Source organism: Coprococcus sp. RTP21428st1_C9_RTP21428_210409, from assembly GCF_040227395.1.
GTDB lineage: Bacteria > Bacillota > Clostridia > Lachnospirales > Lachnospiraceae > Coprococcus > Coprococcus aceti.
This window is the reverse complement of record NZ_JBEHVV010000001.1, coordinates 112,088-125,907: the sequence shown is the minus strand read 5'-3', so window position 1 is coordinate 125,907 and position 13,820 is coordinate 112,088. Positions and strand designations below refer to the sequence as shown.

At 45.3% G+C, this 13,820-nt stretch carries 14 protein-coding genes and 1 tRNA gene; 4 read left to right on the top strand and 11 right to left on the bottom strand.

The genetic code is table 11. The features are described 5' to 3' along the window. Window positions 1-1,321, bottom strand: a 1,321-nt coding sequence (locus tag ABUA34_RS00530) for a metallophosphoesterase family protein (protein ID WP_349822671.1), incomplete at its 3' end; no start/stop codon positions are given. Between the two features lie 353 nt (window positions 1,322-1,674). Here ABUA34_RS00530 and pyrG point away from each other — a divergent pair. Further along, window positions 1,675-3,291, top strand: coding sequence for a CTP synthase (gene pyrG, locus ABUA34_RS00525; protein WP_015533424.1), 1,617 nt, complete (start codon window positions 1,675-1,677; stop codon window positions 3,289-3,291). A gap of 92 nt (window positions 3,292-3,383) precedes the next feature. On the opposite strand, the gene ABUA34_RS00520 is transcribed toward pyrG, so the two are convergent. After that, window positions 3,384-4,010, bottom strand: coding sequence for an HAD family hydrolase (locus ABUA34_RS00520; protein ID WP_055147963.1), 627 nt, complete (start codon window positions 4,008-4,010; stop codon window positions 3,384-3,386). A 19-nt stretch (window positions 4,011-4,029) separates the two neighbouring features. Next, window positions 4,030-4,350: an ArsR/SmtB family transcription factor gene (locus tag ABUA34_RS00515; RefSeq protein ID WP_022216728.1), complete on the bottom strand. Its 321-nt coding sequence runs from the start codon at window positions 4,348-4,350 to the stop codon at window positions 4,030-4,032. Between the two features lie 191 nt (window positions 4,351-4,541). Here ABUA34_RS00515 and ABUA34_RS00510 point away from each other — a divergent pair, with 191 nt between their 5' ends. Further along, the gene (locus ABUA34_RS00510; RefSeq protein ID WP_015533427.1) at window positions 4,542-4,739 is read left to right on the top strand and encodes a DUF378 domain-containing protein; all 198 of its coding nucleotides are present in this window, start codon (window positions 4,542-4,544) and stop codon (window positions 4,737-4,739) included. Between the two features lie 55 nt (window positions 4,740-4,794). On the opposite strand, the gene ABUA34_RS00505 is transcribed toward ABUA34_RS00510, so the two are convergent. The 4 genes from ABUA34_RS00505 to ABUA34_RS00490 are packed head-to-tail and all read right to left on the bottom strand — an operon-like array spanning window position 4,795 to window position 7,977. Further along, window positions 4,795-5,745 (bottom strand): CPBP family intramembrane glutamic endopeptidase, encoded by a 951-nt coding sequence (locus ABUA34_RS00505; protein WP_161172148.1) that lies wholly within the window; start codon window positions 5,743-5,745, stop codon window positions 4,795-4,797. Between the two features lie 4 nt (window positions 5,746-5,749). Further along, the gene (locus tag ABUA34_RS00500; protein WP_015533429.1) at window positions 5,750-6,130 is read right to left on the bottom strand and encodes a RidA family protein; all 381 of its coding nucleotides are present in this window, start codon (window positions 6,128-6,130) and stop codon (window positions 5,750-5,752) included. 42 nt (window positions 6,131-6,172) lie between these two features. Next, complete coding sequence (locus ABUA34_RS00495; RefSeq protein ID WP_308936789.1) at window positions 6,173-7,222, bottom strand: CvfB family protein; 1,050 nt, start codon at window positions 7,220-7,222, stop codon at window positions 6,173-6,175. A gap of 35 nt (window positions 7,223-7,257) precedes the next feature. Next, window positions 7,258-7,977: an acyl-[acyl-carrier-protein] thioesterase gene (locus tag ABUA34_RS00490; protein ID WP_015533431.1), complete on the bottom strand. Its 720-nt coding sequence runs from the start codon at window positions 7,975-7,977 to the stop codon at window positions 7,258-7,260. Between the two features lie 145 nt (window positions 7,978-8,122). Between ABUA34_RS00490 and ABUA34_RS00485 the strand changes: the two genes are divergently transcribed. Then, a tRNA-Gln gene (locus ABUA34_RS00485) sits at window positions 8,123-8,195 on the top strand. Between the two features lie 219 nt (window positions 8,196-8,414). On the opposite strand, the gene ABUA34_RS00480 is transcribed toward ABUA34_RS00485, so the two are convergent. Further along, window positions 8,415-9,266 carry an amidohydrolase family protein gene (locus ABUA34_RS00480; protein WP_015533432.1) on the bottom strand — a complete coding sequence of 284 codons (852 nt, stop codon included), beginning with the start codon at window positions 9,264-9,266 and terminating at the stop codon, window positions 8,415-8,417. Between the two features lie 143 nt (window positions 9,267-9,409). Between ABUA34_RS00480 and ABUA34_RS00475 the strand changes: the two genes are divergently transcribed. Continuing rightward, the gene (locus ABUA34_RS00475) at window positions 9,410-10,150 is read left to right on the top strand and encodes an N-acetylmuramoyl-L-alanine amidase family protein (protein WP_015533433.1); all 741 of its coding nucleotides are present in this window, start codon (window positions 9,410-9,412) and stop codon (window positions 10,148-10,150) included. 74 nt (window positions 10,151-10,224) lie between these two features. Here the strand turns inward: ABUA34_RS00475 and ABUA34_RS00470 are convergent, their stop codons facing one another. From ABUA34_RS00470 to iorA, 3 genes are all read right to left on the bottom strand, one after another. Next, window positions 10,225-11,322, bottom strand: a complete 1,098-nt coding sequence (locus ABUA34_RS00470) for a GGDEF domain-containing protein (RefSeq protein WP_117875354.1) — start codon at window positions 11,320-11,322, stop codon at window positions 10,225-10,227. 129 nt (window positions 11,323-11,451) lie between these two features. Further along, window positions 11,452-12,024, bottom strand: a complete 573-nt coding sequence (locus tag ABUA34_RS00465) for an indolepyruvate oxidoreductase subunit beta (protein ID WP_055274042.1) — start codon at window positions 12,022-12,024, stop codon at window positions 11,452-11,454. 2 nt (window positions 12,025-12,026) lie between these two features. Beyond that, window positions 12,027-13,769, bottom strand: a complete 1,743-nt coding sequence (gene iorA, locus ABUA34_RS00460) for an indolepyruvate ferredoxin oxidoreductase subunit alpha (RefSeq protein ID WP_055147951.1) — start codon at window positions 13,767-13,769, stop codon at window positions 12,027-12,029. Between the last annotated feature and the right edge of the window lie 51 nt (window positions 13,770-13,820).

The window sequence follows — 13,820 nt, the reverse complement described above, 5'->3', positions numbered from 1 at the left end:
CCTGTGCCCATACCGAGTTAAGCTCACCCAGAACATCAGAGCTGACCTCGTAGTCATTTTGCAGGCTCATATATTCCCTGACCGCAGCGTCCGCCTCGTATGTCTGACATTTCATCCTGAGTATCTGTCTGACCTGTCTCAGTGTATCGTGATAAAGCTCCCTGCCCATTTTTCTGCCCGATCTTGCATACAGCCCCGACACCTCTATCATCATGTCGACCGCAAGTTTTATTCCGTCTCTGCTTTCAAGATCGGCAACATTCAGTTTATCGAGCAATCGGCCAAATTCTGTATTTTTGTTGGCTCTGGCGTATTCACTGTAGTCGGATCGTTCAAATCTCTCACCTTCCACCGCCAGGATTCTGTAATCCTTCAGCATGGATGATATATCGAAGTTCTTCTCACAGCCCGCCATACGGTTCAGGCATATGGAATATATATTGTCACATCCCTCAAGCTCCAGGATACCCAGAATGGCCTCCGTCAGAGCACCGTCCCTTGTATCGTTATCCACCGGATAATCAATTCTTTTATATTCTCTGACCGCAACAGGCACAAACTTAGTCGAAACCACTCCGTCAGACATTTCCCCATAGATATATCCATGTGCGCCTGTTGACTCTCTCGACACAGCCTCCGGACTTCCAGAATAATAAGCCTTGCCCGGAATCTTCATCTGATACTTCTGGCGGCCGCCAAACGCAATGTAATTAAATCCACTGGCACGCAGCCTGTTCCAGTCAACCGGCATCCGTCTCCGGTCACCCCCACATGCGATCAGCACATTACATACCGCTTCATCCTGCGGTTCTGCATCATCCACCACCCTGGCATCCATCTTCCTGTCAAAATAGCTCACGCCGTATATATCAACGTCCTTGTCCGGAAAATGAATATGATCCAGTGCCATGGTCGCCTGCTCATCCCTGACCGCTGTGTACCCCATATCTCCAGTCTGTTTGTCTCCAATCTGTCTTATTCCAGGGCTTCCGATCACACACACACGGGATTTGAAACCATAGTCAAGAAGCGGCGCATCACTTCCCAGATTATCCTGAAATCCAGCAGCATATATGACCACTGTATGCTTTAAGCTTCCAAATATCTCATCAAGCCATACAAGCTCTTCCTCAGATGGCTGATGGTCAAACAGATTGCCTGCAACCAGAAGAAAATCCACGTCAAGCTCCCCGGCACGTGCCACCACAGCCTCAAATGTCATGTATATTTCGTTTTTCCTCTCGCCGCTCCATACACACTCCCTGTCAGGCAGCGCGCCGAGCAGCACATCGGATATATGTATAAACGTTATCTTTTTCATCAATCTGTATATTCCAATCCCAAGCATGAAAATGCATTATAATCCGTATTTGTTATGTGTGAGCATGACGCACGCCCCACATTTACATACTCTTTTATAATTATATTAGTATATGTCGATACACGCAAGTGCAACGACATAATGTATGTCGTGCACAGGTGCGACAGCCTTCACGCATCAGTGTGCTTCATTATTTCATGTCATCTGACCCTAAAACGTTCATTTCAACAGCCAGAGCATTATTTTGCCAAGTTTAATTTGTTTTTAGCTTGTTTTTCTCAATTGACTTTTAGATATGGCTTGCTTATAATATGTTAATGTAGTTTTTTGAAGTATTAATGGAGGATATAATTATGGCAGTCAAGTATGTGTTTGTCACTGGTGGTGTTGTATCTGGACTCGGTAAGGGTATTACTGCTGCTTCTCTTGGACGTCTTCTCAAGATGAGAGGATATAAAGTCACAAGCCAGAAGTTCGACCCTTATATCAATATTGATCCGGGAACAATGAACCCTATCCAGCACGGCGAAGTTTTTGTCACTGACGACGGCGCCGAAACAGATCTGGATCTCGGTCACTATGAGCGTTTTATAGACGAAAGTCTCAACAAGAATTCTAATGTAACAACCGGAAAGGTATACTGGAGCATCCTTCAGAAGGAGCGCCATGGTGATTTCGGAGGACACACAGTACAGGTAGTGCCACATATCACCAATGAGATAAAAGACAGATTCTACAGAAATCCCGATGCAAAGGATACTGAGGTAGCGATAATCGAGATCGGCGGAACCGTTGGAGATATCGAAAGCCAGCCATTCCTTGAGGCTATCAGACAGTTCCAGCATGAGGTCGGTCCTAAGAACTGCATCATGATCCATGTAACTCTTATCCCTTATCTGAAGGCTTCAGGTGAGATCAAGACCAAGCCTACCCAGGCGAGCGTTAAGAATCTTCAGGGAATGGGTATTCAGCCCGATATCCTCGTATGTCGTTCCGATCTTCCTCTTGATCAGGGCATCAAGGATAAGATCGCACTGTTCTGTAACGTGCCGAGCAGAAACGTTATACAGAATCTTGACGTGGATGTTCTGTATGAGGTTCCACTTGCCATGGAGAAGGAGCACCTTGCCGATGTAGTATGTGAGTGCCTGGATATGGAATGTCCTCCACCTGCAGAACAGGCATGGCTCGAGTGGACAAGCATGATAGATGCATGGAAGCATCCTGAGAAGAATGTAAGAGTTGCTCTGGTCGGAAAGTACGTATCACTTCACGATGCCTATATCTCAGTAGTTGAGGCATTGAAGCATGCCGGCGTTGCCAACAAGGCAGAGGTTGAGATCAAGTGGGTCGACTCCGAGCTTGTAACAGAGGAGAATGTCGCTGAGATCCTCGGCGATATAGACGGAATCCTTGTTCCGGGCGGCTTTGGCGACAGAGGTATAGAGGGAATGATCACTTCTATCAATTACGCCAGAACACACAAGGTTCCTTACCTTGGACTGTGTCTCGGAATGCAGCTCACGATAGTTGAATTTGCAAGAAATGTACTTGGATATTCAGACGCCCACAGCTCTGAGTTCAATCCAAACTCATTCCACCAGGTAATCCACATCATGCCAAACCAGCACGATGTAACCGATCTTGGCGGTACCCTCAGACTTGGTTCATATCCTTGTGTGCTTGCAAAGGATTCAAAGTCATACCAGTTATACGGTACAGAATATATCCACGAGCGTCACAGACACAGATACGAGGTCAACAATGACTATCGTCAGGCTCTGACTGACAACGGAATGGAGCTTGTCGGACTGTCACCTGACGGACATATCGTCGAGATGATCGAGATTCCTGAGCATCCTTGGTTCATCGGAACACAGGCACATCCGGAATTCAAATCAAGACCAAACAAGCCACATCCTCTTTTCAAAGGATTTGTAGCAGCTGCACTTGAGCATATGGATAAATAATATATAGAGACAGGGAGTATATCAACTGCTGATATACTCCCTGTTTTTCTGTTTATTATGTTTTATAGCAGGTCTGTAAATGACCTTCCGGATCACTCCACCACGTCAAGAAGTTCCGCAAATGTATGGATCTCCGCATCCTTATCCTTCACACTGCCAAACCCGTATGCCGCGTGAATGAACTTTATCCCGGCAAATCTGGCACTGTCGCAGTCGCCCTGGATGTCGCCGACATATGCAGCATCCTCTATTCCATTCTTCTCCATGAGTATCTTTATACTCTCGCCCTTTGATACCTTTGTATCTCCCCAGCAGAGTATATCCTTAAAATACTTTCCAAACCCGTAATAATCAAGAAATGCCTCTATATATCCACTCTGGCAGTTGCTGACTATAAACAGCCTGTGTGATCCCGAAAGCTTCGCAATGGTATCCTCTACACCATCGTACAGAACGCCACCATGTTCACGGAGATACTCGTTCTCATAGTCTCCGCAGGCATCTATAAGCTGAGTCATTCTGTCCTCCGAATACGCTCCGAACAGCTTGTCGGCAATGGCATCCATAGGCATACCCATAACAGATTTGATATCGGCCTCTGTCACCTTCATGTCCACATCAGCCTGTCTTTCGAGGACTTCACTCCAGGACGCAGCCACATTTGCCGCGCTGTCCCACAGAGTTCCATCCATGTCAAATATAAGTGATTCTACCTTCATATTCTACCTCTCGTATATTCTATTCAAGTATATGGTCAACACCCTGTTTGATGATGGTCACAACGTGCTCATCGGCCAGGGAATATATTATATTCTTGCCCTCTCTTCTGCTTTTTATCAATTTGGCCTGCTTCAGCACCCTGAGCTGGTGTGAAATAGCCGATGCATTCATCTCCAGACGCTCTGCGATGTCTCCGACACTCAGTTCCTGCTTAAGCAGGGCGAACATGATGGATATACGTGTCGCATCGCCAAACACCTTGAACAGGTCTGCCAGATCTGCGAGATCCGACTGTTCCAGTTCATAACTGTCAAAAAAAATATTTTTATCTTCTGCCATATCTATGGTCCTTTCTGCTCCCAAACAAGCAACTCACGTGTTCCATTTGAACAAGTATTCATATGTAAATTTACTACACTTACTTTTTTGTGTCAAGTCACCTGAATCTCATGAATATTTAAAATGATAACTGCACACAATTACATCATACTGAAACGCCGCATTTGGCGCGATCATATTGGAGGTCAAAAATGAAAACATTAAATTGCATATGTCTCACACTGACCATAATCGGTGCTATCGTATGGGGCATTATAGGACTGTTCAGCTACAACATAGTGGACGGCATCTTCGGTGCCGGAACTGCATTTTCCAGAATAATCTATACTCTGGTGGGTGTTGCCGGACTGTATGCCATCTCCTTCTACTGGTTACTCAACAGGGATTAACGGCATTAATATGCAAATGCCCGCACCTATAAAAGTGCAGGCATTGTATTACATATCATAAAACAAATTCTGTTATTATCATAAATCCTATGCATACGCACAGTGCCAGAACAAGCGGCACAGATATGATCCTCGGTCTCTTGACCTCAGCGTTCCTGTTTCTTCTGAACATCGCCAGCATATCCATATGCCTTCCATTCAGGTACGCCAACAACACTATCATCGCCACAGCCGCACACAATCCCATAAATGCAAATGGAATATATATCAATATCGTCTGCTTGAGCTGATCTGCTGCTATTCCCTCAGAAGCCTGTTTCTCCACCATCTGCTTTAGCACGCTGACATGTGATGCTATATAGCTGATGATGACGGATATCTCATTAAAGCAGAAATGGGCATACATGGTCGTAAATATACTTCCTGTCGCCTCGGCAAGAAATCCCAGCATCATTCCCAGAACCATCGCATATGCCATCTGATTGAAATTCATGTGCATGGCTCCGAACATTATTCCTCCTATGATTATAGCCGCCAGTCTGCTGCCATATCTGTAGCTTCCCATTATGACGCCTCTGTAGGCAAGCTCCTCCACGATTCCCGGAGTGACCGCCATGAGAAGTGTTGACACCCACAGCTTATGATTCGACACAAGACCTGTTGCAAGCTCGGTAGTGGCACTCTCCACCCACAGAAGACTTATGGCATTTATGAGTGTCATAAGAGGCTCAAGAGCCACGACGAATGCCGGAACGATGATTATCGCCAGCCAGTGCGTCTTTTTCAGTCTGAGCGTTTCGCGCAGATCACATTTGCTTATAAGAATATATATGATCGTCGGCACGAATATCATGCTCTGGCTCAGGATCAGATTCTGAACCATGGTTATATGTGAGCCGATATTCGTCTTCCACAGGATCATAACAACACACAGATACACACATATCAGCGACAGGAAAAACCATGACGCTCCGTGTACCTTTCTCTGAACATTGTCCTGTCTCATACGCTTACTCTACTGTAGCGATGGCTTCTATCTCTATAAGCACATCCTTAGGGAGTCTTGCAACCTCCACGCATGAACGTGCAGGGAAATCGCTTGTGAAGAAGTCCTTGTAAATATCATTTATCTTGCCAAAATCATTCATATCCTTGATAAATACTGTTGTCTTCACTACCTTATCCATAGATGAGCCTGATGCCTCTATGAGATTCTTGAGATTGCCGATCGCCTGTCTTGCCTGTACAGTGACATCTCCCTCAACCAGTGTATTTGTCTCAGGATCGATAGGTATAACTCCTGATGTAAAAAGCATTCCATTCACGAGAACCGCCTGTGAATATGGTCCTATTGCCGCTGGTGCCTTTGGTGTACTTATTATTGTCTTCATGTTTTGTTCCTCCTGTTTTTTACTATTATATATGATGAACTATTACTCCTCATCCATCTCGCTCAGCTCCGCCATGAGAGCCTTTCTGTTGTTGCGCCTTCCACCATTGCTTCTGGTGAATTTCACAGTGCCTTTTCTGTCTGGCACGGGCTCCGGTGACCGTCTGGATACCGGCTTCTTCGTCTCAGGCTTTGCACGCTTCACAACATCGGCTTTGGTTGTTCCTTTTTTCGCAAGCTCTGCCCGCTCTTCCTCGGACAGTATCTCAATGTTCTTCTCTGTGATCCTTATCTTACCGTCCTTGAGGAGCTTGCCAACCGCCGTCTTAAATGCTCTCTTGCTTATTCCAAATTCCTTCTCTATCACCTTTGAATCTGCCTTGTCATTGAACGGGAGCACTCCATTATATGAATCGATGATATTCAATATCATCTCTGCATTCTCCCTGATCTGCATCTTTATCGGCTTCTGCATGGTGAGGTTCAGCTTGCCGTCTTCCCTGACTGACGCAACCCTGCCCTCAACGTGGTCGCCGGCATATATGGCACTGTGTATCTCCTTCTTCGGGATAAGTGCTGAATATTTGTTGTCCACAGCGACAAATGCACCATACTCGGAGCTGTACTCTATAACTATTCCCGATATAGCATCTCCCTGCTTATATGGGGAATTGCTGCTCAGATACTCATAAACCTTCATGGACACACACAGTCTGTCCGATTTGTCAGTGTACATTCTGACCAGATATTCATGGTTCTCTCTCACCGGGCCAACCTGCTCCTTAAACGGAAGCAGAATATCCTTTTCAAGTCCCCAGTCCATGAATGCACCGATCTTGGTAGTTCCCACACACCTGAGAACAGCCATCTTACCCATAGTTATATATGGAACATTCACAGTTGCAATGAGTCTGTCGTCAGAATCCCTGTATATGAACACGTTGATGTGCTCGCCTGTCTTTATGCCATTCGGGACCTGCTTTCTCGGAAGAAGCACCTCACTGTCAGAATCCGCACATCCAAGATACACACCAAATTCCTTTTCTCTCTTTACTATAAGATCATTCCATTCGCCTATCTTTATCATCGTCATACCGTCCTCTTAATTTTTTCTGTCGACACAGTATATCATATATCCTTACTGCTCCGTTCAAACTGGACAACACACCTTGTCCTGTCCTCTTCATCTGCCAGGATTATCTGAACATATCTGTCGTCAATAAACCTCTTTACTACTATAACATCATCTTTCACATATTGCATCTTATATTCCGCTCTGACTGCAATAATATCCGCAACATCATCCACGTATTCCTGGGCAAGAGCAATATACGCTTCATTATTCATATGATTGTTGGAGTCTATCTGATAAGACATGACCTTTCTGGTATCTATAGTCTCCGCATCGCCCAGCAGTTTTACCTTGCGCGGCGCATACTCCATGTCTATGGCAGGCTCCATCGGATATGCGTCTGACACCTCTTTGTCTATCTTGACAGGTCTCAGCCTCTCGGTGTCCATATAGCTCCAAATGGATGCCGCCTTAACTATGCGTTCTCCATTCTCGTCCAGTATATCTATATTTCTGAATCCCAGAGATGCCTTGAAATCATATGCCCACGTCCTGACCTTGATCTTCTCTCCCATCGCAGGATATCTGACCACCTCTATCTGCCAGGAAACCAGGAACCATGCTCTGTGGTGTTCTGCCAGATAATCCAGCCCTATGCCGACCTCCTCCGACTGCAGTATAGCACAGTCCTGGAAATAGTTCGCTATGGTCGCCATGTTGGATATCTTATTTCCACCAGTCTCACTATACCTGACTATCGCTTCATATGAATACATTACGCCACCTCCATGATGCTCATTTTACTATAATTTTATACCCTATTTAGAGGGCTATCGCAAGGCGAAAAATTTTTTTGAATTTTTTTAAAAAAGTGCTTGCATTATTCTGAGCTTTAGTATATACTACCATTTGTTGAGGCAATGGGCTATCGCCAAATGGTAAGGCACTGGACTCTGACTCCAGCATTTTCAAGGTTCGAATCCTTGTAGCCCAGCTATTAAGACTTGAGATTTATCTCAAGTCTTTTTTATTTCATAAACCGCTTCATATAATGATACTTACAGTGGGCAGTCCGCTCCACAGCACATAAAAAAGACATGTCGTTAGGCTCCGACATGTCTTTCGTGTATTACTATCTGTGAAAAATTTCATTGGCGTAACAAAAATGTAACACATTTTTAAAACATTATCAATAGGTTTTCGCGTATTTTTTCTAAAAATTCAATTTCAATCCAAGCAATTTTCGCGCATTATTCTCAAATATATTGTTTTTGTCCACATCTTCCAGATCAAGGGCCTCTATGTCCGCACATGACTGTTCCTGATCAGACCATGGGCTGTCCGTTCCGAACAGGATCTTGTCAGACCCGTGAGCTGCCACTATCTTCTTAAACATGTCACCATCAAGAAGCTGCCATCTGTGCGATGCCCCCTCCCGCCAGTCTATCTGTCCATAGGAAAATGCCGTGTCAAAATACACATCTCTTCCGCAAAGTCTGTTCAGCACGTCATCCCACATCTGCCATCCACCCATATGGGCAAGCACAAGCTTGTCAGGCCCAACCTCATCCAGCACCTCCTCCGCCATTGCAGGAGTGCAGTGAGTCACATCAGGAAGTCCTATGTCTGTTCCCGCATGTGTCACCACGATAAGCCCAAGCTCTGTGGCATAGCTGATTATCCTTTTATATCTTATATCGTTGAAAAAAGCCCCCTGGTAGTCAGGATGGATCTTTATCCCCTTCAGACCTTTGTCGCATATATCCCTGAGTATCTCTTTGTAATTGTCATTGTCGGGATGTATCCCTCCAAACGACCACACATGTGTCTCTGAAAAGCGCTCATTCTCCTCAACTGCGAATTCATTTATATGCTTATATTGTTTCGGAGACGTTGCCACCGGAAGTACCACAGACACATCCACATGTCTGCTCCTCATGTCATTCTCCAGTCCGTCAAGTGTGCCATCCGAATGTGCCCTTGTACCGGATCTGCTCTCCAGAAGCCCTACCGTCTTGGCTGCTATCCTGTCGGGATACGTGTGTGTGTGAAAATCTATTATCATAAATATTCCTCCTGTACATTTATACTGCGTAAGCGCAGAACACCTCTGCTGCGGCCATGCTGTTCACGTTCTCCATATCCACAGTTGAAAAACATCGGATTTTGAGGTATCTTTATCAAAGATATTTCCACGAAGGAGAAAACATGAGCAAACGAAAAAAGAAAATGACGCTGAAACAGATGCGTTCCCTCGTCGTCTTTTTGGTCGCCATAAACATCATACTATTATTGTGCATACTTGTCATGGGATTTTTTCTGGCAAAGGCACAGATCACCAAGGGGAAAGGACAGACTGTCATGCTCCAGAAGGCCAACGACACATACACGGTGTGTGTGGATGCTGGTCATGGAGGAAGCGATGTAGGCGCTGTGGGACTTGACGGAAGCTACGAGAAGGACGACAATCTCCGTCTTGCGCAGGAGGTTGCCAAAGCCCTGAAAAAGAGCGGCGTCAACGTCATAATGACCAGATCCGACGACAGCGACACACAGCTCGACTCCCGTTCAAAGATAGCAAACAAGGCCAAGGCTGATATCTTCGTTTCGCTACATCGCAATTCAACAGCCAACCCAAACACCACAAAGGGCATTGAGATATGGATACACAGCTCAGGATCTGAGCGCAGTTATGCGGCCGCAGATGACATTCTGAGCAATCTCGAGGAAGTTGGTATAACCGCCAACCGAGGGGTGCGAATCGGAACCCAGGGAGACAGCGATGATGACTATGCGGTCATCAGAGACACCGATATGACAAGCATGATCGTTGAGATGGGCTTCATGACCAACCAGGACGATCTGGACTATTTCAATGAAAATCTTGAGAACTACGCCAAGGCAATATCCAACGGTGTGGTTCAGTGGCTGAACGATTATGTCCAGTAACGCCGGACATATCATAACATTTGAATAATTCCATAAAAAAATAACACATTGAGCACAGCCCAATGTGTTATTTTTTATTCACTTATAACTGTTCTGTTTCTTCCTGATTCCTTCGCCTTATAGAGTGCTGAATCCGCTCTGTTGAACCATGCCTTGGAACTCTCTCCCTTGGTGTACTCAGCGACACCACAGCTACATGTTATTCCATCCTTGTTCATAAAGTGGAAATAGTAGCATCTGAACTCTGTTCTTATGTCCTCAACAACATTCATGACCTTGGACAGTTCCACATCATGGAACAGTATCACGAACTCCTCACCGCCGTATCTGAAGGCAAGTCCCATATCCTTCGACTTCTCCTTCATCATCTTACACAGCGCCTTGATAACTATATCTCCATTGCTGTGGCCATATGTATCGTTGACTTCCTTGAAATGATCTATATCAAATATGGTGACATAGGACTTCGCCCCAGTCTGCTCCACATTCTCGATCTCCTTATCAAGGCTCTCCTCAAATGATCTTCTGTTGTACAGGCCTGTCATCGGATCAACCATAAGCTCACTCATCAGTGTTACCTGTCTGTTGTAGCTTCCGGCAATCGATTCCATAAGTGCCTTCGTGTGCTTGTTGACGACCATAACCATCGCACACATAACAGATACTACCAGTATGTATATGAGCAGTGCTCCAACCCAGTTCATCTGTGTGGCAAGCTCACCGACATTCAAATGTAATCTCACAACATTGATGACCATGAGTGCAAGCACCGCAACTCCCGACCATACCGTCAGCTCCTGATCTGCAAATAACGCCGTGGCAATTATGGTGACACACGGAATAAGTATAAGCGGGTATATGGTGCAATATGTAAATGCTATAACACCGACACATACATATATCATACCTGTCACGACATAATTCTTGTGCTTTATGTCCGCCTCATCGTGCTTCATATAAAAATAGCAAATTGTGATCGCTATAGCCTGTACTATCATCGGCAGCACGATATACTTTACTATATATGCGCCTGCTCCTATGCTCTTATCTACTCTGTATACTCCAAATAATATCCATGAAATAACAAAAGAAATACTGCATATAACTATCATCATACGCCATACCAGCATATGCCATCTTGCGTCAATCTCATCCTTGTTAATATCATTCATGTGTACGCACCCCGCAAACCATCATATGTGTTGATTTTACCATATGAGGGTCCTTTTTTCCACCATTAATCAACAAAAGACGGACTTTTTTTATGCCAAAATCCGTCTTTTGTACCAAAAATCGTCAAATTACTTAAGGTTGTAGCCAACCTCAAATGCCTCAAGATTCTTCTCCACTGTCTTAGGTGGAACTGTGTTCTTGATAACCTCAACCCATGCATCATGTGAGAAATCCATGTGCTGTGCCGCGATTCCTATGATGACTGTGTTAAATACCTTGTTGTTGCCAAGCTTCTTTGCCTCATCCATGGCATCCACTGAGATAACCTTGTACTTGCCGCTGAGCTCCTCGATGATTCCATCAGGATACTGTGCAACACCTGTCACTACAGTGATAGGATCTATTCTCTGGTCATTGACGATTATAACTCCATCCTTCTTCAGGAAGTGTGCATATCTGAGCGCCTCAAGTCTCTCAAATGCTATGAGGACATCTGCACATCCCTCTTCCACGATAGGCTCATTTACCTTCTCACCATATCTTACATATGTAACAACACTTCCACCTCTCTGGCTCATTCCGTGAACCTCTGAGAGCTTTACATCATAACCTGCTGCCGTGGTGATTCCACCGAGTATACGGCTTGTGAGAAGTGTTCCCTGTCCGCCTACGCCGACGATCATAATATTCTTTGTCTCCATGATTAGAACTCCTCCCTTTCTATAGCATCGAACTTACAACGCTTCATGCACAGTCCACAGCCTGTACAGAGTGTGTCATCTATACGGATGGTTCCATCCTCCTGCCTGATAACTGCAGGGCATCCAGGCTTTAAGCACATACCGCACTTCTTGCACTTCTCAGGTATTGCCTTGCATCTTCCTGTTATCTTAGTCGTCTTCAAGAGTACACAAGGTGACTTTGTGATGATGACTGATACCTCATCCTTTGCTGTCTCCTCCTTGATGAGCTTCTTAAGACCTTCTATATCAAATGCATTTATCTCATGGACGCTCTGGATTCCCAGTGCCTTGCAGAGATTGTAAATATCAATGGCATATGTAGGATCTCCCATCAGTGTCTTACCTGTTGCGGCGTGATCCTGATGTCCTGTCATACCTGTTGTCGAGTTGTCAAGTATGATGACTGTTCCTGTACTCTGGTTGTATACCATGTTCATGAGTGAGTTCACACCTGTGTGAAGGAATGTTGAATCACCTATGACCGCTACCCAGTTCTTGATATAATCCTTACCCTTTGCCTTCTCCATTCCATGAAGGGTAGAGATAGATGAACCCATGCAGACTGTTGTGTCAATAACACTGAGCGGTGCGACAGCTCCGAGTGTGTAACATCCGATATCTCCTGCAGCGTGGATCTTCAGCTCTGAGAGGACTGAGAATACGCTTCTGTGTGGACATCCTGGACAGAGGATAGGTGGTCTGGCTGGAACCTGAGCAGCCTCGACTGTCTCTACCTTCTCGCCGAGAAGCTTCTCTCTGAGCATATTTGCGCTGTACTCACCCTGAACTGTAAGCAGCTCCTTGCCGACTGCATCTATTCCCCATGATCTGACCTGAGTCTCGATATGCGGCTCAAGCTCCTCGATGACATACACCTTGTCTACCTGTGCACAGAAGTCCTCGATCATCTTTCTTGGGAGTGGATTTACCATGCCAAGCTTTAAGACTGATGCGTTTGGCATAGCCTCTCTGACATACTGGTAAGGGATACCGCTGGTGATGACACCCACACTCTTGTCTCTCATCTCAACTCTGTTGATCGGCATGTCAGCTCCGTCTGCTGCCATGTCCTTGAGTCTCTGCTCTACAAATACATGACGTGGTATAGCGTTACCAGGCATCATGACATATTTCTTTATATTTCTCTCATATGGCTTGTCAGGAATCTCCTGTCTGTCACAGAGCTCTACAACGCCCTGTGAGTGTGAGAGTCTTGTGGTTGTACGGAGCATTACAGGAGTATCATACTTCTCACTCAGCTCAAATGCATACTTTGTGAAATCCTTTGCCTCCTGGCTGTCTGATGGCTCAACAACTGGGATCATGGCTGTTCTTGCTACAAGTCTTGAATCCTGCTCATTCTGTGATGAGTACATTCCAGGATCATCTGCTGCAACAAGTACCATACCTCCGTTCACACCTGTGTATGCTGCGGTGAACAGCGGATCTGATGCCACGTTCACACCTACATGCTTCATCGACACTATTGATCTCACTCCCGCAAATGATGCACCGATCGCTACCTCTGTGGCTACCTTCTCATTTGGTGACCACTCTGAGTAGATATCTCCTTTGTACTGCACCATGTTCTCACTGATCTCTGTACTTGGTGTTCCAGGATATGCCGCTGATACCTTGACACCCGCTTCATAACAGCCTCTGGCGATGGCTGCGTTACCAAGCATAATCTTTTTTTCGCCCATGAATCTTACCCTTCCTGTCTATATTGATATTCTTGTTTTTATTTTTTCGTC